The 24,380-nt window shown below is 62.2% G+C and carries 21 protein-coding genes and 1 pseudogene; 8 read left to right on the top strand and 14 right to left on the bottom strand.

Annotated features, from left to right (window positions below; genetic code table 11):
* Positions 1 to 134: 134 nt before the first annotated feature.
* The 4 genes from ACI2KG_RS17620 to ACI2KG_RS17605 all read left to right on the top strand — a co-directional run bounded on the left by ACI2KG_RS17620 (position 135) and on the right by ACI2KG_RS17605 (position 3,022).
* Entirely contained in the window at positions 135 to 785 is a 651-nt protein-coding gene (locus ACI2KG_RS17620; RefSeq protein ID WP_404662755.1) for a FadR/GntR family transcriptional regulator, read from the top strand.
* Between the two features lie 13 nt (positions 786 to 798).
* On the top strand, positions 799 to 2,079 hold the full coding sequence (locus ACI2KG_RS17615; protein ID WP_404662754.1) for a CynX/NimT family MFS transporter: 1,281 nt from the start codon (positions 799 to 801) through the stop codon (positions 2,077 to 2,079).
* 180 nt (positions 2,080 to 2,259) lie between these two features.
* Positions 2,260 to 2,736, top strand: coding sequence for a nuclear transport factor 2 family protein (locus ACI2KG_RS17610; RefSeq protein ID WP_404662753.1), 477 nt, complete (start codon positions 2,260 to 2,262; stop codon positions 2,734 to 2,736).
* Complete coding sequence (locus ACI2KG_RS17605) at positions 2,729 to 3,022, top strand: GIY-YIG nuclease family protein (protein WP_404662752.1); 294 nt, start codon at positions 2,729 to 2,731, stop codon at positions 3,020 to 3,022. The genes ACI2KG_RS17610 and ACI2KG_RS17605 overlap by 8 nt, the downstream gene beginning before the upstream one ends.
* Before the next feature lie 124 nt (positions 3,023 to 3,146).
* Here ACI2KG_RS17605 and yejK read toward each other — a convergent pair whose 3' ends face one another.
* Positions 3,147 to 4,154 carry a nucleoid-associated protein YejK gene (gene yejK, locus ACI2KG_RS17600; RefSeq protein ID WP_404662751.1) on the bottom strand — a complete coding sequence of 336 codons (1,008 nt, stop codon included), beginning with the start codon at positions 4,152 to 4,154 and terminating at the stop codon, positions 3,147 to 3,149.
* A 370-nt stretch (positions 4,155 to 4,524) separates the two neighbouring features.
* Between yejK and ACI2KG_RS17595 the strand changes: the two genes are divergently transcribed.
* The gene (locus tag ACI2KG_RS17595; protein WP_003255106.1) at positions 4,525 to 4,806 is read left to right on the top strand and encodes an HU family DNA-binding protein; all 282 of its coding nucleotides are present in this window, start codon (positions 4,525 to 4,527) and stop codon (positions 4,804 to 4,806) included.
* A gap of 50 nt (positions 4,807 to 4,856) precedes the next feature.
* Here the strand turns inward: ACI2KG_RS17595 and rlmF are convergent, their stop codons facing one another.
* The 5 genes from rlmF to ACI2KG_RS17570 all read right to left on the bottom strand — a co-directional run bounded on the left by rlmF (position 4,857) and on the right by ACI2KG_RS17570 (position 11,332).
* Positions 4,857 to 5,807 carry a 23S rRNA (adenine(1618)-N(6))-methyltransferase RlmF gene (rlmF, locus tag ACI2KG_RS17590; protein ID WP_404662750.1) on the bottom strand — a complete coding sequence of 317 codons (951 nt, stop codon included), beginning with the start codon at positions 5,805 to 5,807 and terminating at the stop codon, positions 4,857 to 4,859.
* 117 nt (positions 5,808 to 5,924) lie between these two features.
* Positions 5,925 to 8,771 carry a valine--tRNA ligase gene (locus tag ACI2KG_RS17585; protein ID WP_404662749.1) on the bottom strand — a complete coding sequence of 949 codons (2,847 nt, stop codon included), beginning with the start codon at positions 8,769 to 8,771 and terminating at the stop codon, positions 5,925 to 5,927.
* A gap of 217 nt (positions 8,772 to 8,988) precedes the next feature.
* Complete coding sequence (locus ACI2KG_RS17580) at positions 8,989 to 9,354, bottom strand: DNA polymerase III subunit chi (RefSeq protein ID WP_404662748.1); 366 nt, start codon at positions 9,352 to 9,354, stop codon at positions 8,989 to 8,991.
* Positions 9,355 to 9,359: 5 nt separating this feature from the next.
* Positions 9,360 to 9,788 (bottom strand): DNA polymerase III subunit chi, encoded by a 429-nt coding sequence (locus ACI2KG_RS17575; protein ID WP_404662747.1) that lies wholly within the window; start codon positions 9,786 to 9,788, stop codon positions 9,360 to 9,362.
* Positions 9,789 to 9,838: 50 nt separating this feature from the next.
* A complete protein-coding gene (locus ACI2KG_RS17570; protein ID WP_404662746.1) occupies positions 9,839 to 11,332 on the bottom strand; it encodes a leucyl aminopeptidase in 1,494 nt (497 codons plus the stop codon).
* A 301-nt stretch (positions 11,333 to 11,633) separates the two neighbouring features.
* Here ACI2KG_RS17570 and lptF point away from each other — a divergent pair, with 301 nt between their 5' ends.
* Together lptF and lptG are read left to right on the top strand one after the other, a co-directional pair.
* Complete coding sequence (gene lptF, locus ACI2KG_RS17565) at positions 11,634 to 12,749, top strand: LPS export ABC transporter permease LptF (protein WP_201200083.1); 1,116 nt, start codon at positions 11,634 to 11,636, stop codon at positions 12,747 to 12,749.
* On the top strand, positions 12,742 to 13,803 hold the full coding sequence (lptG, locus tag ACI2KG_RS17560) for an LPS export ABC transporter permease LptG (protein ID WP_201200085.1): 1,062 nt from the start codon (positions 12,742 to 12,744) through the stop codon (positions 13,801 to 13,803). The genes lptF and lptG overlap by 8 nt, the downstream gene beginning before the upstream one ends.
* A gap of 172 nt (positions 13,804 to 13,975) precedes the next feature.
* Here the strand turns inward: lptG and ACI2KG_RS17555 are convergent, their stop codons facing one another.
* From ACI2KG_RS17555 to ACI2KG_RS17520, 8 genes and pseudogenes are all read right to left on the bottom strand, one after another.
* A complete protein-coding gene (locus ACI2KG_RS17555) occupies positions 13,976 to 14,464 on the bottom strand; it encodes an RDD family protein (RefSeq protein ID WP_404662745.1) in 489 nt (162 codons plus the stop codon).
* Between the two features lie 98 nt (positions 14,465 to 14,562).
* The gene (locus tag ACI2KG_RS17550) at positions 14,563 to 14,775 is read right to left on the bottom strand and encodes a cold-shock protein (protein ID WP_086979009.1); all 213 of its coding nucleotides are present in this window, start codon (positions 14,773 to 14,775) and stop codon (positions 14,563 to 14,565) included.
* 358 nt (positions 14,776 to 15,133) lie between these two features.
* A complete protein-coding gene (gcvT, locus tag ACI2KG_RS17545; protein WP_404662744.1) occupies positions 15,134 to 16,255 on the bottom strand; it encodes a glycine cleavage system aminomethyltransferase GcvT in 1,122 nt (373 codons plus the stop codon).
* Between the two features lie 27 nt (positions 16,256 to 16,282).
* Positions 16,283 to 17,659 (bottom strand): L-serine ammonia-lyase, encoded by a 1,377-nt coding sequence (locus ACI2KG_RS17540; RefSeq protein ID WP_404662743.1) that lies wholly within the window; start codon positions 17,657 to 17,659, stop codon positions 16,283 to 16,285.
* 202 nt (positions 17,660 to 17,861) lie between these two features.
* Positions 17,862 to 20,717, bottom strand: coding sequence for an aminomethyl-transferring glycine dehydrogenase (gene gcvP / locus ACI2KG_RS17535; protein ID WP_404662742.1), 2,856 nt, complete (start codon positions 20,715 to 20,717; stop codon positions 17,862 to 17,864).
* 11 nt (positions 20,718 to 20,728) lie between these two features.
* Positions 20,729 to 21,112, bottom strand: coding sequence for a glycine cleavage system protein GcvH (gene gcvH / locus ACI2KG_RS17530; RefSeq protein ID WP_404662741.1), 384 nt, complete (start codon positions 21,110 to 21,112; stop codon positions 20,729 to 20,731).
* A gap of 384 nt (positions 21,113 to 21,496) precedes the next feature.
* Positions 21,497 to 22,702: a sodium/glutamate symporter gene (gltS, locus tag ACI2KG_RS17525; RefSeq protein ID WP_404662740.1), complete on the bottom strand. Its 1,206-nt coding sequence runs from the start codon at positions 22,700 to 22,702 to the stop codon at positions 21,497 to 21,499.
* A 166-nt stretch (positions 22,703 to 22,868) separates the two neighbouring features.
* Positions 22,869 to 23,096 (bottom strand): annotated as a pseudogene (locus ACI2KG_RS17520) (TyrR/PhhR family helix-turn-helix DNA-binding protein); the annotation flags it as partial.
* Between the two features lie 521 nt (positions 23,097 to 23,617).
* On the opposite strand from ACI2KG_RS17520, the gene ACI2KG_RS17515 reads away from it, so the two are divergent.
* A partial coding sequence (locus ACI2KG_RS17515) for a hypothetical protein (protein ID WP_404662739.1) occupies positions 23,618 to 24,380 on the top strand: 763 nt, incomplete at its 3' end.

Raw genomic sequence — 24,380 nt, 5'->3', positions numbered from 1 at the left:
AGGCATCCTTGAAGTACGCCACGAGGGTTGCAACAAAGCGAGTTGGCAACAACTGGCAGAAATGACAGGTGGTTTACGGCGCCGTTTACCATCCGGTAAGCTACTTTAATTCATCGGATGATTGGTTGAGTCGAATGAGTACAGAGCTGACCAAGCGTTCCCTGGTCGAATTGGCGGTTGAGCGCATGCGCGAGCGTATCGTGCTGGGCGATTGGCAGGTCGGCCAGCGCCTGCCTACCGAACCGGAACTGGCCCTGCAGCTGGGCATTAGCCGCAACACCGTGCGCGAGGCCATGCGTGTACTGGCTTTCAGCGGCCTGGTAGAGATACGCCAAGGTGATGGCAGCTACCTACGCACCGCCCAGGACCCGCTGCAAGCGGTGCAGGCAATGTCCCGCTGTACCGCCGAGCAGGCCCGTGAAACCCGCCACATTCTTGAGGTCGAGGCCATTGGCCTGGCCGCGCTGCGGCGTACCGAAATTGACCTGCAGGGGCTGCGAGATGCCCTGGCCGGCAGTGCCGGGCATTTTCATGGGGATGTCGACACCTATGTAACGTGCGACCTGGTGTTTCACCAGCGGCTGGTCGATGCCGCGCACAACCCTGCGCTCAGCGAGCTGTACCGTTATTTCTCTGGCGTGGTGGCGGCGGCGCTGCAGCACAACATGGCGACCGTGCCACGCTGTCAGGCTACGTTCGATCTGCACGGGCAGATCCTCGACGCCATCGAGCAACGTGACGCGGAGCGGGCCAAACGCCTGAGCCGTACCCTCATCGAATCCTGAACCCGAGAAGGCCATGGCTGAATCCATCACCCGTAATACCCCGTCGCACGAGCGGGACCTCGATGAGTTGCTGATCGACGCCGAAGCTGACGACGAGCAAGTGCAGCAACAGCCCGTGCAACTGCGCCGGCGCTGGTTGCTGTTGCTCGGCCTGGTGCTGGTGGCACTGAACCTGCGCCCGGCGCTGTCTAGCATGGCGCCGGTGTTGGGCCAGGTGTCCGATGGCCTGGGTCTGAATGCCTCGCAGGCCGGCTTGCTGACCACCTTGCCGGTGTTGTGCCTGGGGCTGTTTGCGCCACTGGCGCCGCTGCTGGCACGGCGTTTTGGCAGCGAACGGGTGATCGTCGGCATCCTTGTCACCCTGGCGCTGGGCATTGTGGTGCGCAGCAGCTTTGGCGTTGCCGGGGTGTTCCTTGGCAGCCTGATGGCGGGGGCCAGTATCGGCATTATCGGTGTGTTGTTGCCGGGTATCGTCAAGCGCGACTTCCCCCAGCACGCTGGCACGCTGACCGGCGTGTACACCATGGCCCTGTGCCTGGGCGCAGCGATGGCGGCGGGTGCCACCGTACCGTTGGCCAGGTATTTCGACGAAAGCTGGGCGCTGGGCCTGGGTTTCTGGGTGGTGCCGGCCGTGCTGGCCATGCTGGTGTGGCTGCCGCAAGCCCGACAAGGGCATGGCCTGCACAAGGTGGCTTACCGCGTGCGCGGCTTGTGGCGTGACCCGCTGGCCTGGCAGGTGACGCTGTACATGGGGCTGCAGTCGTCACTGGCCTACATTGTATTTGGCTGGTTGCCTTCGATCCTGATCGGGCGTGGCCTGAGCCCGACCGAGGCGGGCCTGGTGCTGTCGGGTTCGGTGATCGTGCAGTTGGTCAGCTCGCTCAGCGCGCCGTGGCTGGCCACCCGCGGCAAGGACCAGCGCCTGGCGATCGTGGTGGTCATGCTGATCACCCTGGCAGGGCTGTTTGGCTGCCTGTATGCACCGCTTTCCGGGCTGTGGGGGTGGGCGGTGGTGCTGGGCCTGGGGCAGGGCGGCACCTTTGCCCTGGCGCTGACCTTGATCGTGCTGCGCTCGAAGGACGCGCATGTGGCGGCGAACCTGTCGAGCATGGCCCAAGGGGTGGGTTATACCCTGGCGTCGATGGGGCCGTTTGCGGTGGGCCTTGTGCATGACCTTACCGGGGGCTGGGCGGCGGTGGGGTGGATCTTTGCCGTGCTGGGAATTGGCGCCATCGTGTTCGGGCTGGGTGCCGGGCGGGCATTGCATGTTCAGGTGAGCAGCGAAAAAGTCTGAGGGTGTTTTTTCGCAGTGCCGGCCTCTTCGCGGGCACGACCGCTCCCACACGAAAACCACAGGTCCGAAGCTTGTATAAATCCTGTGGGAGCGGGTTCACCCGCGAAGAGGCCGGTACTGGCATATGCACCCGGGGCAGATTATCGTGCTGCTTTCTACCCCCAGGACGGACCAGCCCCCATGAGCGACGCCAACCGCGACTTGATCACGCGCTTCTATCAGGCCTTCCAGCGCCTGGACGCCGAAGCGATGATCGCCTGCTACAGCGACGATATCGTTTTCAGTGACCCGGTGTTCGGCACCCTGCGCGGCCGGGACGCGGGCGACATGTGGCGGATGCTTACTACCCGTGCCAAGGATTTCACCCTGTCGTTCGACAATGTCCGCGCCGATGAGCGCGGTGGCGCTGCGCACTGGGTGGCGACCTACCTGTTCAGCCAGACCGGCCGGGTGGTGGTCAACGACATCCAGGCGCGCTTCGTCATTCGTGATGGGATGATCTGCCAGCACGACGACACCTTCGACCTGTGGCGCTGGTCGCGACAGGCGTTGGGCGTGCCTGGTGTATTGCTGGGCTGGTCGCCGCTGGTGCAGAACAAGGTGCGCTCGCAGGCATTCAAGGGACTACGTGCGTTCCAGCAGGCCCGAGGTGAGTGAAGCCGTCGAAGTGGTTGTCGGCAAGCCTTGGTACGTCTACCTGGTAAGGGCGGCCAATGGTTCGTTGTATTGCGGCATCAGCGATGACCCGCAGCGGCGTTTCGTGGCGCATCAGAAAGGGCAGGGCGCGCGTTACTTCAAGACCAGCCCCGCGCAGGCGCTGGTGTATGTGGAGCAGTGGCCGGACAAGGGCGAGGCGCTGCGACAGGAGCGGTTGGTGAAGCGGCTGCGCAAGTCGGCGAAGGAGGCGCTGGTGGCCTCCTATGATGCTTCTTGCATGATCTAGGGCCGCTTCGCGGCCCATCGTCGGCAAGCCAACTCCCACCTCGACCGCGCCGGCTTGAAGCCTTGCGCGATCCTTGTGGGAGCTGGCTTGCCGGCGATGGGCTGCAAAGCAGCCCCCTGGGCCATCAGTCCTTGCGGCGCTTGAGCTGGTCCACCAAGGTGGTCGGCAGCCCTTTGATGATCAAGGTCCCGGCTTCCTCGTCATATTCCACCTTGTCCCCCAGCAGGTGCGCCTCGAAGCTGATCGACAGCCCCTCGGCCCGCCCGGTGAAGCGGCGGAACTGGTTGAGGGTGCGTTTGTCCGCCGGGATTTCCGGCGACAGGCCGTAGTCCTTGTTGCGGATGTGGTCGTAGAACGCCTTGGGCCGGTCCTCGTCGATCAGGCTGGACAGTTCTTCCAGCGTCACCGGCTCGCCCAGCTTGGTCTGGGTGGTGGCGTATTCGACCAGGGTCTGGGTCTTTTCGCGGGCCGACTCTTCCGGCAAGTCCTCGCTCTCTACGAAGTCGCTGAAGGCCTTGAGCAGGGTGCGGGTTTCACCCGGGCCATCGACGCCCTCCTGGCAGCCGATGAAGTCGCGGAAATAATCCGAAACCTTTTTGCCGTTCTTGCCCTTGATGAACGAAATGTACTGCTTGGAGTTCTGGTTGTTCTTCCACTCCGACAGGTTGATGCGCGCCGCCAGGTGCAACTGGCCAAGGTCGAGGTGGCGGGAAGGGGTGACGTCGAGTTCGGCGTTCACTGCCACGCCTTCGCTGTGGTGCAGCAGGGCGATCGCCAGGTACTCCGTCATGCCTTGCTGGTAGTGGGCAAACAGGATGTGGCCGCCGGTGGACAGGTTGGACTCTTCCATCAGCTTCTGCAGGTGCTCCACGGCAATGCGGCTGAAGGCAGTGAAATCCTTCTCGGCATCCAGGTACTGCTTCAGCCAGCCGCTCAGCGGGTAGGCCCCCGACTCGCCGTGGAAAAAGCCCCAGGCCTTGCCTTGCTTGGCGTTATAGCTGTCGTTGAGGTCGGCCAGCAGGTTTTCGATGGCGTCGGAAGCGGCCAGTTCGGAGTCACGGGCATGCAGTACGGCGGGGCTGCCATCGGGCTTTTTGTCGATCAGGTGAACGATGCAATGTCGGATTGGCATGGAATTCTCGGCGAGCTGCAAAAGTCGTCCAGTTTAACCCAGACACCAGGTGATGCAGTGGCCGTATGTTGGCAGAAATGCCGGTTGTTCGTTTTTTGTTCAGTTTTGTGCGTTTTAAGCTAAAACCCCCGAAAAACCTGCATTAAATCGAAGTGCGCAGCGGATATTTATCCATTCCTGTGGTAGCTTTGCGCGGTCTTGTGCCCCTCGTGTGGCGCATTGCTGGCAGCTTGCTGTCGTCGTGTCGAACCAAACGCCGATTTACGTATCTACATACGCGATTGGCGCGGCCCTCCACTTCAAGGGGCTGGCCCGATAACGTCGTAGTTCGCTGCATAACCATCGAATTTGATAGGGAAGGAACACCACCATGGCATTGACCAAAGACCAACTGATTGCCGACATCGCCGAATCGATCGCCGCGCCAAAAGCCACCGCCAAGAACGCTCTGGAGCAACTGGGCCAGATCGTTGCCGACCAACTGGAAAACGGCGCTGAAATCACCCTGCCAGGCATCGGCAAGCTGAAAGTCTCCGAGCGTCCTGCCCGTACCGGCCGCAACCCTTCGACTGGCGCTGCCATCGAAATCGCTGCCAAGAAAGTCGTCAAGTTCGTTCCAGCCAAAGTGCTGACCGACGCCATCAACAAGTAATTGTTGAAGCTTTGACGAAACCGCGCCCGGCTTGCCCGGGCGCGGTTTTTTCATACCTGTGATTTACGCTGGGCGTGCCAGGCCTGGCGCGCTGCATCGTCGTGGAAGCTCCAGGCGACCATGCGGCTCTGTTTCTGCCCCTGGCCCATTTCGATGATGCGCACGGCCTTGGCGCCGGCCTTGTTCAGCGCGGCTTCAATCCCCGGTAGGTTGCTGGCCTTGGACACCAGGCTGGTAAACCACAGTACTTGCTCGGCGAACTGCACGCTTTCGCCGACCAGTTGAGTGACAAAGCGGATTTCGCCGCCCTCGCACCACAGTTCGTTGTTCTGGCCACCAAAGTTCAGCACCGGCAGCTTGCGCTTGGGGTCCTGCTTGCCAAGGTTCTTCCATTTGCGCTGGCTGCCGCGGGTGGCTTCGTCGCGTGAGGCATGGAAGGGCGGGTTGCACAGGGTCAGGTCGAAGTGTTCGCCCTCCTGCAGCAGCCCACTGAGGATGTGTGCCCGGTTGGCCTGCTGGCGCAGGGTGATGGCCTTGCCCAGGCCATTGGCCTGGACGATCGCCTTGGCCGAGGCCAGGGCTACCGGGTCGATGTCCGAGCCAAGGAAGCGCCAGCGGTAGTCGCTGTGGCCCAACAGCGGGTAGATGCAGTTGGCGCCCACGCCGATGTCCAGCGCACGTACTTGGGCGCCCTTGGGGACTTCGCCGGCATTGTCTGTTGCCAGCAGGTCGGCGGCTACGTGGATGTAGTCGGCGCGGCCGGGAATGGGCGGGCACAGGTAGTCGGCGGGAATATCCCAGTGCTGGATGCCGTATTGGGCCTTGAGCAGGGCACGGTTGAACACCCGCACGGCCTCAGGGTTGGCGAAGTCGATGCTGGGTTTGCCGTGGGGGTTGGTGATGGTGAAGCGCGCCAGGTCAGGGTGGGCCTTGATCAGGCTGGGGAAGTCGTAGCGGCCCTGGTGGCGGTTGCGCGGGTGCAGGGTGGGTTTGTCGGTCATGGTCGGATCCTGAAAAGCATCGCCGGCAAGCCAGCTCCCACAGCTACAGTGCTTTCCTGTGGGAGCTGGCTTGCCGGCGATGGGCTGCGAAGCAGCCCGCTATGGCTTCACTTTGGGTTACAGCGCTGCAATCCGCGCATGCTGCTCGGTGAAGTTGGCCAGGGCCTGTTCGGACTCGGCCAGCTTGGCGCGTTCCTTCTCGATCACCGCAGGCGGGGCCTTGTCGACGAAGGCGGCATTGGACAGCTTGCCACCCACACGTGCGACCTCACCCTGCAAACGCTGGATTTCCTTGTTCAGGCGCGCCAGCTCGGCATCCTTGTCGATCAACCCGGCCATCGGCACCAGCACTTGCAGGTCACCGACCAGGGCGGTGGCCGACAGTGGCGCTTCGTCGGCGTCGCTCAGGACGGTGAACGATTCGACCTTGGCCAGCTTCTTCAGCAGGGCTTCGTTTTCCTGCAGGCGGCGCTGGTCATCGGCGTTGGCGTTCTTCAGGAACAGCGGCAGCGGCTTGCCCGGGCCGATGTTCATCTCGGCGCGGATGTTGCGCAGGCCGACCATCAGCTCTTTCAGCCACTCGATGTCACCTTCGGCAGCGGCGTCGATGCGCGCCTCAACGGCCACCGGCCACGGCTGCAGCATGATGGTCTTGCCCTCGATACCGGCCAGCGGCGCAATGCGCTGCCAGATTTCTTCGGTGATGAACGGCATGAACGGGTGCGCCAGGCGCAGTGCCACTTCCAGCACGCGTACCAGGGTGCGGCGGGTGCCACGGGCGCGCTCGACCGGGGCGTTCTCGTCCCACAGTACCGGCTTGGACAGCTCCAGGTACCAGTCGCAGTACTGGTTCCAGATGAACTCGTACAGCGCCTGGCTGGCCAGGTCGAAGCGGAACTGCTCCAGCTGGCGGGTCACTTCGGCTTCGGTGCGCTGCAGCTGCGAAATGATCCAGCGGTCCGCCAGCGACAGCTCGTAGGCTTCGCCGTTCTGGCCGCAGTCCTCGCCCTTGTCCAGCACGTAGCGGGCAGCGTTCCAGATCTTGTTGCAGAAGTTGCGGTAGCCTTCTACGCGGCCCATGTCGAACTTGATGTCGCGGCCGGTCGAGGCCAGCGAGCAGAAGGTGAAGCGCAGGGCGTCGGTGCCGTAGCTGGCGATACCTTCGGGGAACTCGGCCTTGGTCTGCTTGGCGATTTTCTCGGCAAGCTTGGGCTGCATCATGCCGCTGGTGCGTTTTTCCAGCAGGGCGTCGAGGGTGATGCCGTCGACGATGTCCAGCGGGTCAAGCACGTTGCCCTTGGACTTGGACATCTTCTGGCCCTGGCCGTCACGCACCAGGCCGTGCACGTACACGGTCTTGAACGGTACCTGCGGGGTGCCGTCCTCGTTCTTGATCAGGTGCATGGTCAGCATGATCATGCGCGCAACCCAGAAGAAGATGATGTCGAAGCCCGTCACCAGCACGTCGGTGGAGTGGAACTTCTTGAGGAATTCGGTCTGCTCCGGCCAGCCCAGGGTGGAGAAGGTCCACAGGCCCGAACTGAACCAGGTGTCGAGTACGTCGTCGTCCTGGCGCAGGACCACGTCGGCACCCAGCTTGTGCTTGGCGCGCACTTCATCTTCGTTGCGGCCAACATAGACCTGGCCGGCCTCGTCGTACCACGCCGGAATGCGGTGGCCCCACCACAGCTGGCGGCTGATGCACCAGTCCTGGATGTCGCGCATCCAGGAGAAGTACATGTTTTCGTACTGCTTGGGCACGAACTGGATGCGACCGTCTTCCACGGCGGCAATGGCAGGTTCTGCCAGCGGCTTGGTGGAGACGTACCACTGGTCGGTCAGCCACGGCTCGATGATGGTGCCGGAGCGGTCGCCCTTCGGCACTTTCAGCGCGTGGTCGTCGATGCTGACCAGCAAGCCCTGGGCGTCCAGGTCGGCAACGATCTGCTTGCGCGCGACAAAGCGGTCGAGGTTGGCGTACTGGGCCGGCAGCTGGGTGTCGACCTGCTCGTTGACGCTGCCGTCGAGGTTGAAGGCCTGGGCGCTGGCCAGTACGAAGGCGTTCTTGTCGAAGATGTTCAGCAGCGGCAGGTTGTGGCGCTTGCCGACTTCGTAGTCGTTGAAGTCGTGGGCCGGGGTGATCTTCACGCAGCCGGTACCGAACGCTGGGTCGCAGTAGTCGTCGGCGATGATCGGGATGCGGCGGCCGACCAGCGGCAGTTCGACGAACTTGCCAATCAATGCCTGGTAGCGCTCGTCGTTCGGGTTGACCGCAACGGCGGCGTCACCCAGCAGGGTTTCCGGGCGGGTGGTGGCAACTACCAGGTAGTCCTGGCCTTCTGCGGTCTTGGCGCCGTCGGCCAACGGGTAGCGCAGGTTCCACAAGTGGCCCTTCTCGTCGTGGTTCTCCACTTCGAGGTCGGAAATGGCCGTGTGCAGCTTGGTGTCCCAGTTGACCAGGCGCTTGCCGCGGTAGATCAGGCCGTCCTCATGCAGGCGCACGAAGGCTTCCTTGACCGCTTCGGACAGGCCGTCATCCATGGTGAAGCGCTCGCGGCTCCAGTCTACCGACGAGCCCAGGCGGCGGATCTGGCGGCTGATGTTGCCACCCGACTGATCCTTCCATTCCCAGACTTTTTCCAGGAACTGTTCGCGGCCCAGGTCATGGCGGTTCTGGCCCTTGGCTTCGAGCTGGCGTTCCACCAGCATCTGGGTGGCGATACCGGCGTGGTCGGTACCTGGCTGCCACAGGGTGTCGCGGCCTTGCATGCGGCGGAAACGGATCAGGGCGTCCATGATCGCGTTGTTGAACCCGTGGCCCATGTGCAGGCTGCCGGTCACGTTCGGCGGCGGGATCATGATGGTGTAGGACTCGCCTGCACCTTGTGGGGCGAAATAGTTCTCGGACTCCCAGGTGTTGTACCAGGAAGTTTCGATAGCGTGCGGCTGGTAGGTCTTATCCATGCGCGGCGGGACCCTGTGCATTTATTCGGGAAAGCCGGGAAGTATAACCAAGCTGGGGGCCGCAGGCGACAGCTAGTCCTATGTTGCCCGGGCAGACCTCATCGCCGGCAAGCCAGCTCCCACAGGATGATCGCAGCCCGGGGGCCTTGTGCAAAACTTGTGGGAGCTGGCTTGCCGGCGATGAGGCCATTGGCTACATCAGCAGACTTTGCCCGGTTTACTCGGAACGCTTGATCAACCGCTCGATCCGCGCATCCAGCCGGCGCTTGATCTCGTTCTCGATATGCGGGGTAAAGTCGTTGATCACGTCCTGCATGATCATCTGCGCCGCAGCGCGCAGTTCGCTTTCCAGGTGCAGCAGGGTGTCCTGGCGGCGCGTCTGCGGGTCTTCCTCGGGCTCGACCGCTGCGGGTTGCGCAGCAGGCGCGGGGTTGCCGGCGGGCTCGTCGAGCAATAACGGGATCTGCTCCACCGTTTCGGTCAGCAGCGGTGGTTGCAGGTCGGCGTCGCCCAGCAACTGGCGGATCGACTCAAGGTCGTCGAGCAGATGGGCGGAGTCGGGCAGGGGAGAGTGCTTGTCCATCGTCGTCAAAGTCGCTGTAAGCGGTGGTCTTGCAGAGCATAGCCCTGTTCGCGGTAGAAACGGAATCGCTCTCGGGCCGATTGGCGAATGCCGGGCTCCTCGACGACAATTTCCGCCACCCGTTCGAACTGGCCGACAAAGCCTGGCACACCGGCACCCAGGTTGATCAGCAGGTCATGGTGGTCACCAGCATTGTCAGCCAGGCCCAGGGCCACGCCAGCATCGGCATGCGCCTCGGCCAGGTCGTGGGGTACGAAAGCTTCGCCCTTGAAGCGCCACAGGCGCAGGTCCAGCTCGTCGCGCTGCTCGGCGTCCTGGCAATGCAGGTAGACCCGGTGGCCGAGGCGCCAGGCCTTTTCGCACAGCTTGCAGGCGAAATCGAGCCGCGCCGACAACGAGTCGGTTGGCAGTATGTAGAAGTCGACTTTGCTCATGATCGGTATCGCCGGCCGGCGGTGCGCAAGGCACCACCGGCATCACGGCGTCAGGCGCCGGCGCGGTCCAGCAGGTACTGGGTCAGCAGCGGGACCGGGCGGCCAGTGGCGCCCTTGTCCTTGCCACCGCTGATCCAGGCGGTACCGGCGATGTCCATGTGCGCCCAGTTGTAGGCCTTGGCGAAGCGCGACAGGAAGCAACCGGCGGTAATGGTGCCGGCTTTTGGCCCACCGATGTTGCCCATGTCGGCAAACGGGCTGTCCAGCTGCTCCTGGTACTCATCGAACAGCGGCAGCTGCCAGGCGCGGTCGTCAGCGCGCTTGCCGGCGTCGAGCAACTGGCCGACCAGGTCGTCGTTGTTGCCCATCAGGCCGGTGGTGTGGCTGCCCAAGGCGACGATGCAGGCGCCGGTCAGGGTGGCGATGTCGATCACGGCCTGTGGCTTGAAGCGCTCGGCGTAGGTCAGGGTGTCGCACAGCACCAGGCGGCCTTCGGCGTCGGTGTTGAGGATTTCCACGGTCTGGCCGCTCATGGTGGTGACGATGTCACCCGGGCGGGTGGCGCCGCCGCTCGGCATGTTCTCGGCACAGGCCAGCAGGCACACCAGGTTGATCGGCAGTTGCAGCTCGAGCACGGCACGCAGGGTGCCCAGCACGCTGGCGGCACCGCACATGTCGTACTTCATTTCGTCCATGCCGGCGCCCGGCTTGAGGCTGATGCCGCCGGTGTCGAAGGTGATGCCCTTGCCAACCAGCACGAATGGCTTGTCAGCCTTCTTGCCGCCCTGGTAATTGAGCACGATCAGGCGTGGCGGCTGGTCGCTGCCCTGGCCCACGGCGTAGAAAGCGCCCATGCCCAGGTCCTTGATCTTTTTCTCGTCCAGCACTTCAACCTTCAGCGCCTTGTGGGCTTTGCCCAGGTCCTTGGCCTGCTCGGCAAGGAAGCTTGGGTGGCACACGTTTGGCGGCAGGTTGCCGAGGTCGCGGGTGAAGGCCATGCCGGTGGCGATGGCGCTGGCGTGCTTGATTGCGCGCTCGACTTCGGCCTGGCTGGCCTGGTCCACCAGCAGGGTGACCTTTTTCAGGGCGCGCGGCTCGGCTTTCTGGCTCTTGTAACGGTCGAACACGTATTCGCCGTCCAGCAAGGTTTCGGCCAGCAGGCGGTATTTGCCGTAATGGGCATCGCGGTTGCTGACAGCAATATCGTCCAGGGCCAGCACGGCGTCTGCGCCATTCAGGCCCTTGAGCACGCCGGCGACGCTGGCGACCAGCTTGCGCCAGGCGCGGTCGCCCAGGGCCTCGTCCTTGCCGCTGCCTACCAGCAGCACGCGCTCGGCCTTCAGGCCCAGGAGGTTTTGCAGCAGCAGGGTCTGGCCTGGCTTGCCGGCCAGGTCGCCGCGCTTGAGTACCGCGCTGATGGCGCCTTCGCTGGCCTGGTCGACGGCCTTGGCAACTGTGCCAAGTTTGCGGCTTTCACCTACCGGAATGACCAGAGTGGCGGTTTTTACGGATGCAGCAGCTACGCTTTTTACAACCAGTTCCATGTCAGGATCCCCGAATGATCGATACGTACGGCGCTGTGTGCTCCAGCGCTCTGGACGGGCCTGGCCGCGTCGACGCGTGCCAGCGGAAAAGCAGCCAGTTTGAGCCTGCGGCAAGCGTGCTGACAACCCCGTTGTGCACCTTCATGCGCGGCCAAGTGACAGGGGCAGTCAATCACAGGATAATGCGCGCACTTTACATGGAGGTTCGCCTTTGGCGAACCGGCATTGGTCTTGGATGTACTAAGTCATTGTTTGGCGCCATTTCATGGCAGTCCGCCCTGACAACCCAGGAGTGTCTGGTTTGATCGTCTTTCGTTATCTGTCCCGCGAGGTCCTGGTGACCTTGAGCGCCGTCAGCGCCGTGCTGCTGGTGATCATCATGAGCGGGCGCTTCATCAAGTACCTGGCCCAGGCCGCCCAGGGCGTGCTCGACCCGGGGGTATTGTTCCTTATCATGGGCTTTCGCCTGCCGGGCTTCCTGCAGCTGATCCTGCCCTTGGGGCTGTTCCTCGGCATTCTCCTGGCTTACGGGCGCCTTTACCTGGAAAGCGAGATGACCGTGCTGTCGGCCACCGGCATGAGCCAGCAGCGCCTGCTGGGCCTGACCATGGCGCCAGCGGCACTGGTTGCCCTGCTGGTGGCCTGGCTGAGCCTGAGCCTGGCACCACTGGGCGTGGCCCAGGTGCAGCAGATCATCGCCCAGCAGGACACCCTGACCGAGTTCGACACGCTGGTTCCGGGCCGTTTCCAGACCTTGCGTGACGGTTCGCGGGTGACCTACACCGAGCAGCTGTCGGACGACCGCGTCAAGCTCGGTGGTGTGTTCATCTCCGAAAAACGCTTCAACCAGGATAAAACCAAGGACCGTGCCCCGTCGGTGCTGGTCGCCGAAAAGGGCCACCAGGAAATCCAGGCCGATGGCAATCGGTACCTGGTGCTGGAAAACGGCTACCGCTACGACGGTAACCCCGGCCAGGCCGATTACCGTGCGATCAAGTACGACACCTATGGCGTCCTGCTGCCCAAGCCGGAAGTCGCCGAGGAAGTCACCGAGCGCGAAGCCATCCCGACCCTCGACCTGTTCGGCAAGACCGACCTGCGCGAGCGCGCCGAGCTGCAATGGCGGCTGTCGCTGCCCATCCTGGTGTTCGTGGTGACGCTGCTGGCGGTGCCATTGTCCCGGGTCAACCCGCGCCAGGGCCGCTTCCTCAAGCTGCTGCCGGCAATTCTTCTGTACATGGCTTACCTGACAATGCTGATTTCCGTGCGCGGCGCCCTCGAGAAGGGCAAGCTGCCGATTGCCTTGGGCATGTGGTGGGTCCACGGCCTGTTCCTGCTGATCGGCCTTGGCCTGATGTACTGGGAGCCATTGCGCCTCAAGCGCGCCGCCCGCCGTGCGGAGGTGGCCCATGGCTAAGCTCGATCGCTACATCGGCCAGAGCGTGCTGCTGGCCATCCTGGCCGTGCTGGGGATCATCCTCGGTCTGGCTTCGCTGTTCGCCTTCATCGATGAGATGAGCGACCTGAGTGACACCTACACGGTGATGGAAGCTGGCAACTACGTGCTGCTGACCGCACCGCGGCGCCTGTACGACATGCTGCCGATGGCCGCGCTTATCGGCTGCCTGATTGGCCTGGGCAGCCTGGCCAGCAGCAGTGAACTGACCATCATGCGTGCCGCCGGGGTTTCCATCGGCCGCATTGTCTGGGCAGTGATGAAACCGATGCTGGTACTGATGCTGGTTGGCCTGCTGATCGGCGAGTACGTGGCTCCGGTGACCGAGAACAAGGCCCAGGCCGACCGTTCCCTGGCCCAGGGCGGTGGTGAGGCGCAGAGCTCCAAGCGTGGTATGTGGCACCGCCAGGGCGAGGAGTTCGTGCACATCAACGCCGTGCAGCCCAACGGCCTGCTGCTGGGGGTAACCCGCTACCGCTTCGACAGCGAGCGCAAAATCCAGACATCCAGCTTTGCTCGCCGTGCCCAGTACAATGACGATCACTGGTTGCTCAGCGATGTCAGCACCACCTTCTTCCGCGGTGATCACACCGAGGTGGTGAAGGCCCCAAGCGAGCGCTGGGATGTATCGCTGACCCCGCAGTTGCTCAATACCGTGATCCTGGCGCCGGAGTCGCTGTCGATCACCGGCCTGTGGGACTACATCCACTACCTGTCTGACCAAGGCCTGAACAATGCCCGTTACTGGCTGGCGTTCTGGACCAAGGTACTGCAACCGATGGTTACTGCGGCGCTGGTGCTGATGGCGATTTCATTCATCTTTGGTCCGCTGCGTTCGGTGACCCTTGGCCAGCGCGTGTTCACCGGTGTGCTGGTGGGCTTCGTGTTCCGTATTGGCCAGGACCTGCTGGGGCCTTCGAGCCAGGTGTTCGGCTTCCCGCCGTTGCTGGCGGTGGTGATCCCGGCGGGTATCTGTGCGTTGGCCGGTGTGTGGTTGTTGCGCCGGGCAGGTTGATGACCTGAGCTGCACAAGAAAGCCGACCTCAGGGTCGGCTTTCTTGTGGCTGATGGCCCTATCGCCGGCAAGCCAGCTCCCACAGGTACTCCACAAGCCTCAGGATCTGTGGAGTACCTGTGGGAGCTGGCTTGCCAGCGATAGGGCCGGAACAGGCAACACAAGGTCCGGATTATCTCTTCTGCTTCGGCACCCGCACCAACTGGCTTTCCGAATAAATGTCATGCCAGCCACGCTTGCGTTTGTCGATCAACACCCAGAAGAACCCCAGCCCCAAACACAGCCACGACGCAATCGACACCACAAAGCGCAGCAGCGCCTGCCACAGGCTGATGGCCGAGCCATCGGCGTTCTGCACCCGCACGCCCCACACCTGCATGCCCAGGGTCTGCCCGCCATGGGTCCAGAACTTGGCAAAGAAGCCGAACAAGGCAAACAGCAACACCGTCGACAGTAGCGGGTCGCCGTCCAGTGCGCCGACCTCGGTCAGCTCGCGCATGCGTGCTTCGCCGATGATCGCCATCTGGATCATCTTGTACGCGCCGGCGGTCACGATCAGCAGTGCAGTACAAAGCAGGAAGTCGTAGAACATGGCGGCCAGCCGTCGGCCCAGGCCAGCGGGGGGGAAGTCACCCTGAGGATTAAGGTAAGGCTTGGGCATCGCTTGGGCAGCTCCAGAGGCAAAAAAGGCTCATTCTATGGAATTGCAAGCAAAAAAAAGCCCCTGCGCGTCAACGCAGGGGCTCTTTTTTAGAAGTATCAGGCTTCTGGCTGGACTTCGTCAGCCTGCATGCCTTTTTGGCCTTGTACAGCGACGAAGGTCACTTTCTGGCCTTCTTTCAGGCTCTTGAAGCCGTTGCCTTGGATGGCGCGGAAGTGCACGAACAGATCCGGACCGCTTTCTGGGGTGATGAAGCCGTAACCTTTTTCGTCATTGAACCACTTGACGGTACCGTTCTGACGCTCAGCCATTGTCTTATTTCCTATGAAGCTTAAATTTTGATGACAGTTACTTTCGCACTTTTTTGTAAGCGAAAGATTACTGGGCTGTTTTGCAGGAAAGTAAGAGACGTCGAACGGGTTGTAGCAAATCTCGGCTACTGGCCCAGGTCACGAACTGTTGCGACCCATGCAAACACAGTGCAGTGAATGTACGCCAACTCCCGAGCGAAAAACAAGCCCTTGGTCGTATGGAAAATCGGCCGTTTGCCGATAACCGACCGCTTTGTCGGAAACGGCATGGCGCCTGGCCTGGCGCTATGTTCAAAAGTTATTGGGCAGGTTCGAAAACGAATATGGAGTGCCTGCCCCTAACCTTCACAAAGCTGTTTCAACCACGGTAGTAACGTTGTGCCACAAAAGGCATTTTGCTGACTTTCAAGGCAACCTTTTTGCCGCGCACCACGGCAAACAGCGCGGTGTCGACTGCGGCATGTTCACTCTCGATATAACCCATTGCAACCGGTGCGCCGAGTGTCGGGCCAAAACCACCACTGCACACTTTGCCGACCGGTTTATCGTTGGCATCGACAATGTCCGCGCCTTCACGCACGGGCGTGCGCTCTTGCGGCAACAGGCCGACACGTTTGCGCGCGACACCGTCGCGCTGGTGAGCAAAGATTGCCTCGGCGCCCGGGAAGCCGGCCGCACGTTCGCCGTCGGCGCGGCGCACCTTGGAAATTGCCCACAGCAGGCTGGCTTCGATCGGCGTGGTCTCGCTGTTCATGTCGTGGCCATACAGGCACAGGCCCGCTTCCAGGCGCAGCGAATCGCGAGCGCCCAGGCCAATCGGCTGTACCTCCGGCTCGGCCAGCAGGCGGCGGGCCAGGGCGTCGGCGGCGTGGGCCGGTACCGAGATCTCGTAGCCGTCTTCGCCGGTGTAGCCCGAGCGGCTGACGAAGCAGTCTTCACCCAGCAGTTTCACCGGGCGGAACTGCATGAAGGTCATGCTTGCCACTTCCGGGGCCAGGCGCTCCAGCACCTTGACCGCAGCCGGGCCTTGCAGGGCCAGCAGGGCACGTTCCTCGAACAGCGGCTGCACTTCACAGCGGCTACCGATGTGCGTTTGCAGGTGAGCCAGGTCCTGGTCCTTGCAGGCGGCGTTGACCACCAGGAATAGCGTGTCGTCGCCCAGGTTGGCGACCATCAGGTCGTCAAGGATGCCGCCTTGCTCATTGGTGAACATGGCATAGCGCTGCATGCCCACCGGCAAGTCGATGATGTCCACCGGCACCAGGCTTTCCAGGGCCTTGGCCGCATCTGCGCCGCGCAGCGTGATCTGGCCCATGTGCGAGACATCGAACAGGCCGGCCTGCTCGCGGGTGTGCAGGTGTTCCTTGAGCACGCCCAGCGGGTACTGCACCGGCATGTCGTAGCCGGCGAACGGCACCATGCGCGCACCCAGTTCCAGGTGCAGGGCATGCAGTGGGGTCTTGAGCAGTGTTTCGGACATCGGTGACTCCTTGCTGTTGTTGTAGGGTCAACATTCGATGATGTTGACGGCCAGGCCGCCACGGGCGGTCTCTTTGTATTTGCTTTTCATGTCGGCGCCGGTCTGGCGCATGGTGCGGATGACCTTGTCGAGCGACACAAAGTGTTGCCCGTCGCCACGCAAGGCCATACGAACGGCGTTGATCGCCTTCACCGAACCCATGGCGTTGCGCTCGATGCAGGGCACCTGGACCAGCCCGCCGATCGGGTCGCAGGTCAGGCCCAGGTTGTGTTCCATGCCGATTTCAGCGGCATTCTCGACCTGCTGCACGCTACCGCCCATCACTTCGCACAGCGCCCCGGCGGCCATCGAGCAGGCCACGCCAACCTCGCCCTGGCAGCCCACCTCGGCGCCAGAGATGGAGGCGTTTTCCTTGTACAGGATGCCGATGGCGGCGGCGGTGAGCAGAAAGCGCACCACCCCGTCCTCGCTGGCGCCCGGTACGAAGCGCATGTAGTAGTGCAACACCGCCGGTACGATGCCTGCGGCGCCATTGGTGGGTGCGGTAACCACCCGCCCGCCGTAGGCGTTTTCCTCGTTTACCGCCAGGGCGTAGAGGTTGACCCAGTCGAGCACCGAGAGCGCATCACGCAGGCTGGCCTCCGGGTGGCGGCTCAACTGGCGATACAGGGCCGGTGCCCGGCGCTTGACCTTGAGCCCGCCGGGCAGAATACCTTCATGTTGGCAGCCGGCTTCGACGCAATCCTGCATCACTTGCCAGATGCGCAGCAGCCCGGCGCGGGTTTCGGCTTCCGGGCGCCAGGCCGCCTCGTTGGCCAGCATCACCTGGCTCACCGACAGGTTTTGCGCGGTGCAGTGGCCGAGCAGTTCCTTGGCAGTCTTGAACGGGTAGGCCAGCACGGTGCTGTCCTCGACAATGCGGTCGTGGCCGGCGGCGTCCTCGTCGACGACAAAACCACCGCCCACCGAGTAGTACTCGCGGCTGCGGATTTGCAGGCCGGCATCGTCGAAGGCGCGGAAGATCATGCCGTTGGGGTGGAAGTCCAGCGGCTTGCGGATCATCGCCAGGTGCTGCTTTTCGATAAAGGCAATGCTGTGCTCGCCGAGCAAATTGATGCGGCCGCTGTCGCGAATGGCCTGCAGGCGGGCGGGGATGCTGTCGGTGTCGATGAGGTCGGGGTGTTCGCCTTCAAGGCCCAGTAGCACAGCCTTGTCACTGCCGTGGCCCTTACCGGTGGCACCCAGCGAGCCATACAGCTCGGCCTTGACGCTGGCAGTGCGCGTCAGCAGGCCGTCACGCCGCAGGCCTTCGGCAAACCGCACCGCGGCGCGCATCGGGCCGACCGTGTGTGAACTGGAGGGGCCGATGCCGATCTTGAACAGGTCGAAGACGCTCAGTGACATTGCTCATTCCCTCCGGTAGGTAAAGGCGAGTGCTGCGCACTCGATCGCCGGCAAGCCAGCTCCCACAGGTACTGCATCTGCTTCGAAAAACAGGTGAGCCCTGGGGGCTGGCGAGCCAGCTTCGACAGCTACTGCACCTGCCTTGGAAGCGGTGAGGTCCCTGTGGGAGCTGGCTTGCCGGCGATGAGGCCAGAACGCCGGATCAGGCGTCCTGATAGCTCTCGATCGACGGGCAGGCGCACACCAGGTTGCGGTCGCCGAACACGTTGTCGACCCGGCCGACCGGCGGCCAGTACTTGCCTTCCACCAGGCTCGGCAGCGGGTACACCGCCTGCTCGCGGCTATAGCCGTGGGCCCATTCGCCAACCAGCTCGGCCGCCGTGTGCGGGGCGTTTTTCAGCGGGTTGTCGTCCTTGTCCAGGCTACCGTTCTCGACAGCGCGGATTTCTTCGCGGATCTGGATCATCGCGTTGCAGAAGCGGTCCAGTTCTTCCTTGGACTCACTTTCGGTCGGTTCGATCATCAGCGTGCCGGCCACCGGGAAGGACATGGTCGGGGCGTGGAAGCCGAAATCGATCAGGCGCTTGGCCACGTCGTCGACGCTGATGCCGCTGGTGTCCTTCAGCGGGCGCAGGTCGAGGATGCACTCGTGGGCCACCAGGCCATTGCCGCCGGTATACAGGACAGGATAGTGGTCTTCCAGGCGGCGGGCGATGTAGTTGGCGTTGAGGATCGCCATCTGCGAGGCACGCTTGAGGCCGGCACCGCCCATCATGCGGATGTACATCCAGGTAATCGGCAGGATGCTGGCGCTGCCGAACGGCGCAGCGCACACCGCGCCCTGGGTGTTTTCCAGCTGCGCATGGCCTGGCAGGAACGGCGCCAGGTGCGACTTGACGCCAATCGGGCCGACGCCCGGGCCACCACCGCCGTGCGGAATGCAGAAGGTCTTGTGCAGGTTCAGGTGGGAAACGTCGCCGCCGAACTTGCCCGGGGCGCACAGGCCGACCATGGCGTTCATGTTGGCACCGTCGATGTACACCTGGCCACCGTTGTCGTGAATGATCGCGCAGATTTCGCCAATCGCTTCCTCGAACACACCGTGGGTCGACGGGTAGGTGATCATGATCGCGGCCAGGCGCTCGCGGTGCTCGATGGCCTTGGCGCGCAGATCCTCGACATCGACGTTGCCGCGGGCGTCGCAGGCAGTGACCACCACGCGCATGCCGGCCATGTTCGCGGTGGCCGGGTTGGTGCCGTGGGCCGACGACGGGATCAGGCAGATGTCACGGTGGCCTTCGCCACGGCTGCGGTGGTACGCGCGGATGGCCAGCAGGCCTGCGTACTCGCCCTGCGAGCCGGCGTTGGGTTGCAGCGACACGGCGTCATAGCCGGTAGCGGCGCAGAGCATGGCTTCCAGCTCGGTGGTCATCTGTAGGTAGCCCTGGCTCTGCTCGGCCGGGGCGAACGGGTGCAGGTTGCCGAACTCGGCCCAGGTGACCGGGATCATTTCGCTGGCAGCGTTCAGCTTCATGGTGCACGAGCCAAGCGGGATCATGCTGCGGTCCAACGCCAGGTCCTTGTCGGCCAGGCGGCGCAGGTAGCGCATCAGCTCGGTTTCGCTGTGGTAGCGGTTGAACACCGGGTGTTCGAGGATGGCCGACTGGCGCAGCAGGGCGGCAGGCAGCAGCGAACCGGTGCTGGCGGCCAGCGTGGCGAAGTCAGGTTGTGCCTGGTCGCCAGCGAACAGCTGCCACAGCGCTTCGACGTCAGCCTGGCTGCTGGTTTCGTCCAGCGACAGGCCCAGGTGGGCAGCGTCGACCTGGCGCAGGTTGATGCCTTGGGCGCGTGCCAGGGCATGCAGGCTGGCGGTGGAAGTACCGGTGGCCAGGGTCAGGGTATCGAAGGCACTGCTGCCCGCTACCTGTACGCCCAGCGCTTTCAGGCCGGCGGCCAGGATCGCGGTCAGCGCATGGGTGCGCTCGGCAATGCGCTTGAGGCCGGCCGGGCCGTGGTACACGGCGAACATGCTGGCGATGTTGGCCAGCAGCACCTGGGCGGTGCAGATGTTGCTGGTGGCCTTCTCGCGGCGGATGTGCTGCTCGCGGGTCTGCATGGCCAGGCGCAGGGCAGTCTTGCCAAAACGGTCGATCGAGACGCCGACCAGGCGGCCAGGCATGTCGCGCTTGAACGCGTCACGGGTGGCGAAGTACGCCGCGTGCGGGCCGCCGAAGCCCAGTGGCACGCCAAAGCGCTGGGCGCTGCCGATGGCCACGTCGGCCTCGAATTCGCCCGGAGGGGTCAGCAGGGTCAGGGCCAGCAGGTCGGCAGCCACGGCCACCAGCGCGTTGGCGCCATGGAAGCGCTGTACCACCTCGCGGTAGTCGAACACGTCACCGTTGCAGGCCGGGTATTGCAGCAGCGCGCCGAAGAAGGCGCTGACATCACCCAGTTCGCGCTCGTCACCGACCACCACGTCGATACCCAGCGGCTCGGCACGGGTGCGCAACACGTCGAGGGTTTGCGGGTGGCAATGTACCGAGGCGAAGAACGCGTGGCTGGCCTTGTTCTTCGACAGGCGCTTGCAGAAGGTCATGGCCTCGGCGGCAGCGGTCGCTTCGTCGAGCAGCGAGGCGTTGGCGATCGGCAGGCCGGTCAGGTCGCTGATCAGGGTCTGAAAGTTCAGCAGTGCTTCCAGGCGGCCCTGGGAAATTTCTGGCTGGTACGGGGTGTAGGCGGTGTACCAGGCCGGGTTTTCCAGCAGGTTGCGCAGGATCGGCGCCGGGGTGTGGGTGTTGTAGTAACCCTGGCCGATGTAGCTCTTGAACAGCTGGTTCTTGCCGGCGATGGCCTTGAGTGCGGCCAGTGCATCGGCTTCACTCTGGCCGTCGTGTGAACCGAGCACGCTGGTGCCCTTGATGCTGTCGGGGATGACCGCAGCGGTCATGGCTTCCAGCGAGTCAAAGCCGAGGGCGGCGAGCATGGCCTGCTCGTCAGCGGCGCGCGGGCCGATGTGGCGGGCGATGAATTCGTTGGCGGTGCCGAGGTTGAAGGTCATGGCGGGGTTCCTCAGGCGTCGTCGTTGGCTTTGAGCAAGCGGTCGTAGGCATGCTGGTCGAGCAGGGCGCTGACGGCGGCCGCATCGGCTGGCTTGAAGCGGAAGAACCAGCCTTCGCCCATCGGGTCTTCGTTGACCAGTTCCGGGCTGTCTTCAAGCTGGGCGTTAACCTCGACCACCTCGCCGGCCAGCGGCATGTACACGCCGCTGGCGGCTTTTACCGACTCGACGGTGGAGGCTTCGCTGCCTTTTTCATACTGCTGCAACTCTGGCAGTTGCACGAAAACCACGTCGCCAAGGGCGTTCTGGGCGTAGGCAGTGATACCCACGGTGACGCTGCCATCGGCTTCGACGCGCAGCCATTCGTGATCTTCAGTGAAACGCAACTCGCTCATGGGGAATCCTCGGGAAGCAGGGCGTAGGGCGCGGTGGCTCCGCGCTCTTGGGGTTAGGATTCCCTTAGCAAAAAAGCGGCCAATCTATAAAAAGTCTGTTAAATCAATCATTTAAGGATTTGGCGTAATCACTTGGTCATGCTTTTGGAATGAAATCGCTACAACGGGAGGAATATGGAAAAGGGTTTGGGGATCAAACCCTTGCGTAGACGCACTGGAATGGTTTTGTATTGATTTCGGTACGGTGTATTTAAATCATTACATTGCCTGCGCTGGCCCTATCGCCGGCAAGCCAGCTCCCACAGGAATTATGCAATGCTGAAGGTTGCACTCATCCTGTGGGAGCTGGCTTGCCGGCGATGGGCCAGTGCAGGAGAAAATCGCTTAACCCGCGACAAACATCGGTAATGCCAGGTACAACTTGATCACGATGACATTGATGATGTCGATGAAGAACGCCCCCACCATCGGCACCACGAGGAAGGCGATAGGCGAGGCGCCGTAGCGCTGGGTCACCGCCTGCATGTTGGCGATCGCGGTGGGCGTAGCGCCCAGGCCAAAGCCACAGTGCCCGGCAGCCAGCACCGCTGCATCATAGTTCCGGCCCATGACCCGGAACGTTACGAAGATCGCAAACAGTGCCATGACCAACGTCTGTGCGCCGAGCAATACAAAGAATGGCAAGGCGAGTGCCGCCAGGTCCCACAGTTTCAGCGACATCAAGGCAATAGCCAGGAACAATGACAAACTGACGTTGCCCAGTACCGAGACTTCGCGCTCGAACACATGATAGAAGCCGAAGGCCGAGAGCCCGTTGCGCAGCAATACACCGACGAACAACACACAAACGAACGTTGGCAGTTCGAATGCGGTGCCTTTCAACACGCCATTAAGCAACGAGCCAGCGAGCAAACTGACCGCGATCAGCGCCAGTGTTTCGACAATTGAAAACGAAGTGATCAGGCGCTCTTTGTCGGGGCGCTCAAAGCCCTTGGGCAGTTGCGGAACTTCTTCTTCAAGGCCGGGTGTTTTTACCCGCTTGATCAGCAGCCGCGCGACGGGGCCGCCAATCAGGCCACCCAGTACCAGGCCAAAGGTGGCAGAAGCCATTGCCAGTTCGGAGGCCGAGGCCAGGCCAAACTTCTCGCTGAACGTTGCTCCCCAGGCCGCGCCGGTGCCGTGGCCGCCGGACAAAGTGATCGAGCCGGCCAGCAGGCCCATCAACGGGTCGAGCCCCAATGCCGTGGCCAGGCCGATGCCCATGCCGTTCTGTACCAGTAGCAGGCCGGTGACCACCAGCAGGAACACGCTGACTACGCGGCCGCCCTTTTTCAGGCTGGCGAAGTCTGCGCTCAAGCCGATGGTGGCGAAGAACGCCAGCATCAAGGGGGCTTGCAGCGAGGTATCAAACTGCACGTGGACATCAAAACTGCGCAATGCCAGCAGTGCCAAGGCGACTACCAGGCCGCCGGCAACCGGTTCTGGAATGTTGTAAGTGCGCAAGAAACCAATGCGTGCGACCAGGCCGCGTCCTAGTAACAGCACTAAAGAGGCGGCTACAAGTGTCCCGTAAAAATCGAGTTCAAACATCAGGTGCTCTCGTTATATCCAGTAGCGAACCACCCTCCGTTCTGCGGCGGATAAGTGGGGTGACAGGTGGGATTACACTGTCACCATTCTACGAGGCATGCGTGGGAGAGTATCTTTCACCTGTGTAGGAAAAGCCCGAATAACAACCGGGGTTTTACAGCAGCTATCAGGCTTTACCGGGTATTCCGTATTTACGCATGCGCTGGGCAACGGCGGTGCGGCCTGTTTGCAGGCGCCTGCCAGCTGCCGGGCTGAGGGCAACAGGCGTACAACCGTCAAGCAGTTCAAGCTCGATATCCCCTACCGCCTGTTCCAGGCTCGCCGCTTCGACATGGCGTCGCGCTACCGATGGACCTGCGGTAGCTACGTCACCAATGTTCACTCTTTTGCTTTCAACTGCCTGGCAATGCAGGGGTTACCCCTTGGCAATTCAACAATTTGATCTTCGTTTGCTGCCCGTCTGTCTTGTTTGGCATCAAAATGATATGGGTTGCCCGAAACTATTACCGGTATGAAGATCAAGCCCTTGCGCACAAGCACCTAAGGCTTGTGTGTTGGCATTAATACGGATGATCTGGATTATTCTTCAAGGCTTTCAGCCTAGTGCATGCTTGTGCTTTGGTCCTCAATATAATGTGGCAGTAATCAGCATTTAATGGGTGATGGTTGCGAAGTGTCTGTATGAAAGTGATCCCGCCCTTGTAGGCCTTGTCTGTTTTTTAATGAGGCATCTACTTTTTTCGAGGTTTTGTATTAGGTTGGGAATGGCGCAGCAGCGAGTTGCATTCGATGATGGGGGTGGAAATTTGGCTGGTTTACTTTTTTCGGCATCTTTCGTTATGAGTATTAACGCGAATAGCGAATGTTGTGATCGCCGCGCACGAAGCTAATGAGAAGTTTCTTAAGGAGATACCTGTGGGTCGAAAAAAAAGACAAGTCATACTGCCGCCAACTTTTGTCGGGGCACAGCCTTCACGCCCTGGTGCTTCTGCACCTGGGGGCAGTGTTGCCAATCATGTGGGGCCGATTCTGGATGGTTTTAAGGTATCCGCCGCGAGCGCGATGAAGATAGCTGATGATTCGGCCAAGTTGGTTTATCTTGAACGTTTGTCAGCGCTGGCTGCCGTACTTGAGCAAGAAGTCGTTGCTGTACGTAATGAGCGGGGTAACGCCCCGCAATCGAATATTTCGAGCCTTCAGGGCGATATCGCTGCTCGGTCAGTTTTGTTGGAAAATAAAATAGCTGACTTAGTTCAGCAGCGGGAACAGGCGAATAGCTATTACGGATCGTCGCCATTTGGTAAGACTGCTGAATATTATGCCGGTGCCACTTTTCAGAATATTGCAACTGGGCGTATAAAAGTTGCGAATGTTCAGGAGGCTTTGAATGCCGCGTATCGTGCCGCTTACAGGGTGCAGTTGCGAGAAGCCGAAATACAAATGCTTCAAGCGCAGATAGCAGCGCTGCAACAAGCTCTTCATGCTGCGCAGGCGCAACAGAGAGCGGAGGCAGAAGCCGCAGCACGGGCCCAGGCGGAGGCAGAAGCCGCGGCACGGGCCCAGGCGGAGGCAGAAGCTGCGGCACGGGCCCAGGCGGAGGCAGAAGCCGCGGCACGGGCCCAGGCGGAGGCAGAAGCTGCGGCACGGGCCCAGGCGGAGGCAGAAGCCGCGGCACGGG

It is taken from the genome of Pseudomonas sp. NPDC089407, from assembly GCF_044900445.1.
Lineage (GTDB): Bacteria > Pseudomonadota > Gammaproteobacteria > Pseudomonadales > Pseudomonadaceae > Aquipseudomonas.
This window is presented reverse-complemented; position numbering and strand designations above follow the sequence as displayed.

Bases quoted from the DNA above. Each gene is read 5' to 3' on its own strand.
- ACI2KG_RS17580 (WP_404662748.1), bottom strand. From the start codon at position 9,354: ATGGACAAGCACTCTCCCCTGCCCGACTCCGCCCATCTGCTCGACGAC.
- gcvP (WP_404662742.1), bottom strand. From the start codon at position 20,717: ATGACCTTCAACCTCGGCACCGCCAACGAATTCATCGCCCGCCACATC.
- ACI2KG_RS17615 (WP_404662754.1), top strand. From the start codon at position 799: ATGGCTGAATCCATCACCCGTAATACCCCGTCGCACGAGCGGGACCTC.
- ACI2KG_RS17550 (WP_086979009.1), bottom strand. From the start codon at position 14,775: ATGGCTGAGCGTCAGAACGGTACCGTCAAGTGGTTCAATGACGAAAAA.
- gcvH (WP_404662741.1), bottom strand. From the start codon at position 21,112: ATGAGCGAGTTGCGTTTCACTGAAGATCACGAATGGCTGCGCGTCGAA.
- ACI2KG_RS17585 (WP_404662749.1), bottom strand. From the start codon at position 8,771: ATGGATAAGACCTACCAGCCGCACGCTATCGAAACTTCCTGGTACAAC.
- gltS (WP_404662740.1), bottom strand. From the start codon at position 22,702: ATGTTTGAACTCGATTTTTACGGGACACTTGTAGCCGCCTCTTTAGTG.
- lptG (WP_201200085.1), top strand. From the start codon at position 12,742: ATGGCTAAGCTCGATCGCTACATCGGCCAGAGCGTGCTGCTGGCCATC.
- ACI2KG_RS17620 (WP_404662755.1), top strand. From the start codon at position 135: ATGAGTACAGAGCTGACCAAGCGTTCCCTGGTCGAATTGGCGGTTGAG.
- gcvT (WP_404662744.1), bottom strand. From the start codon at position 16,255: ATGTCCGAAACACTGCTCAAGACCCCACTGCATGCCCTGCACCTGGAA.
- ACI2KG_RS17540 (WP_404662743.1), bottom strand. From the start codon at position 17,659: ATGTCACTGAGCGTCTTCGACCTGTTCAAGATCGGCATCGGCCCCTCC.
- ACI2KG_RS17555 (WP_404662745.1), bottom strand. From the start codon at position 14,464: ATGCCCAAGCCTTACCTTAATCCTCAGGGTGACTTCCCCCCCGCTGGC.
- ACI2KG_RS17575 (WP_404662747.1), bottom strand. From the start codon at position 9,788: ATGAGCAAAGTCGACTTCTACATACTGCCAACCGACTCGTTGTCGGCG.
- ACI2KG_RS17595 (WP_003255106.1), top strand. From the start codon at position 4,525: ATGGCATTGACCAAAGACCAACTGATTGCCGACATCGCCGAATCGATC.
- ACI2KG_RS17610 (WP_404662753.1), top strand. From the start codon at position 2,260: ATGAGCGACGCCAACCGCGACTTGATCACGCGCTTCTATCAGGCCTTC.
- yejK (WP_404662751.1), bottom strand. From the start codon at position 4,154: ATGCCAATCCGACATTGCATCGTTCACCTGATCGACAAAAAGCCCGAT.
- ACI2KG_RS17570 (WP_404662746.1), bottom strand. From the start codon at position 11,332: ATGGAACTGGTTGTAAAAAGCGTAGCTGCTGCATCCGTAAAAACCGCC.
- rlmF (WP_404662750.1), bottom strand. From the start codon at position 5,807: ATGACCGACAAACCCACCCTGCACCCGCGCAACCGCCACCAGGGCCGC.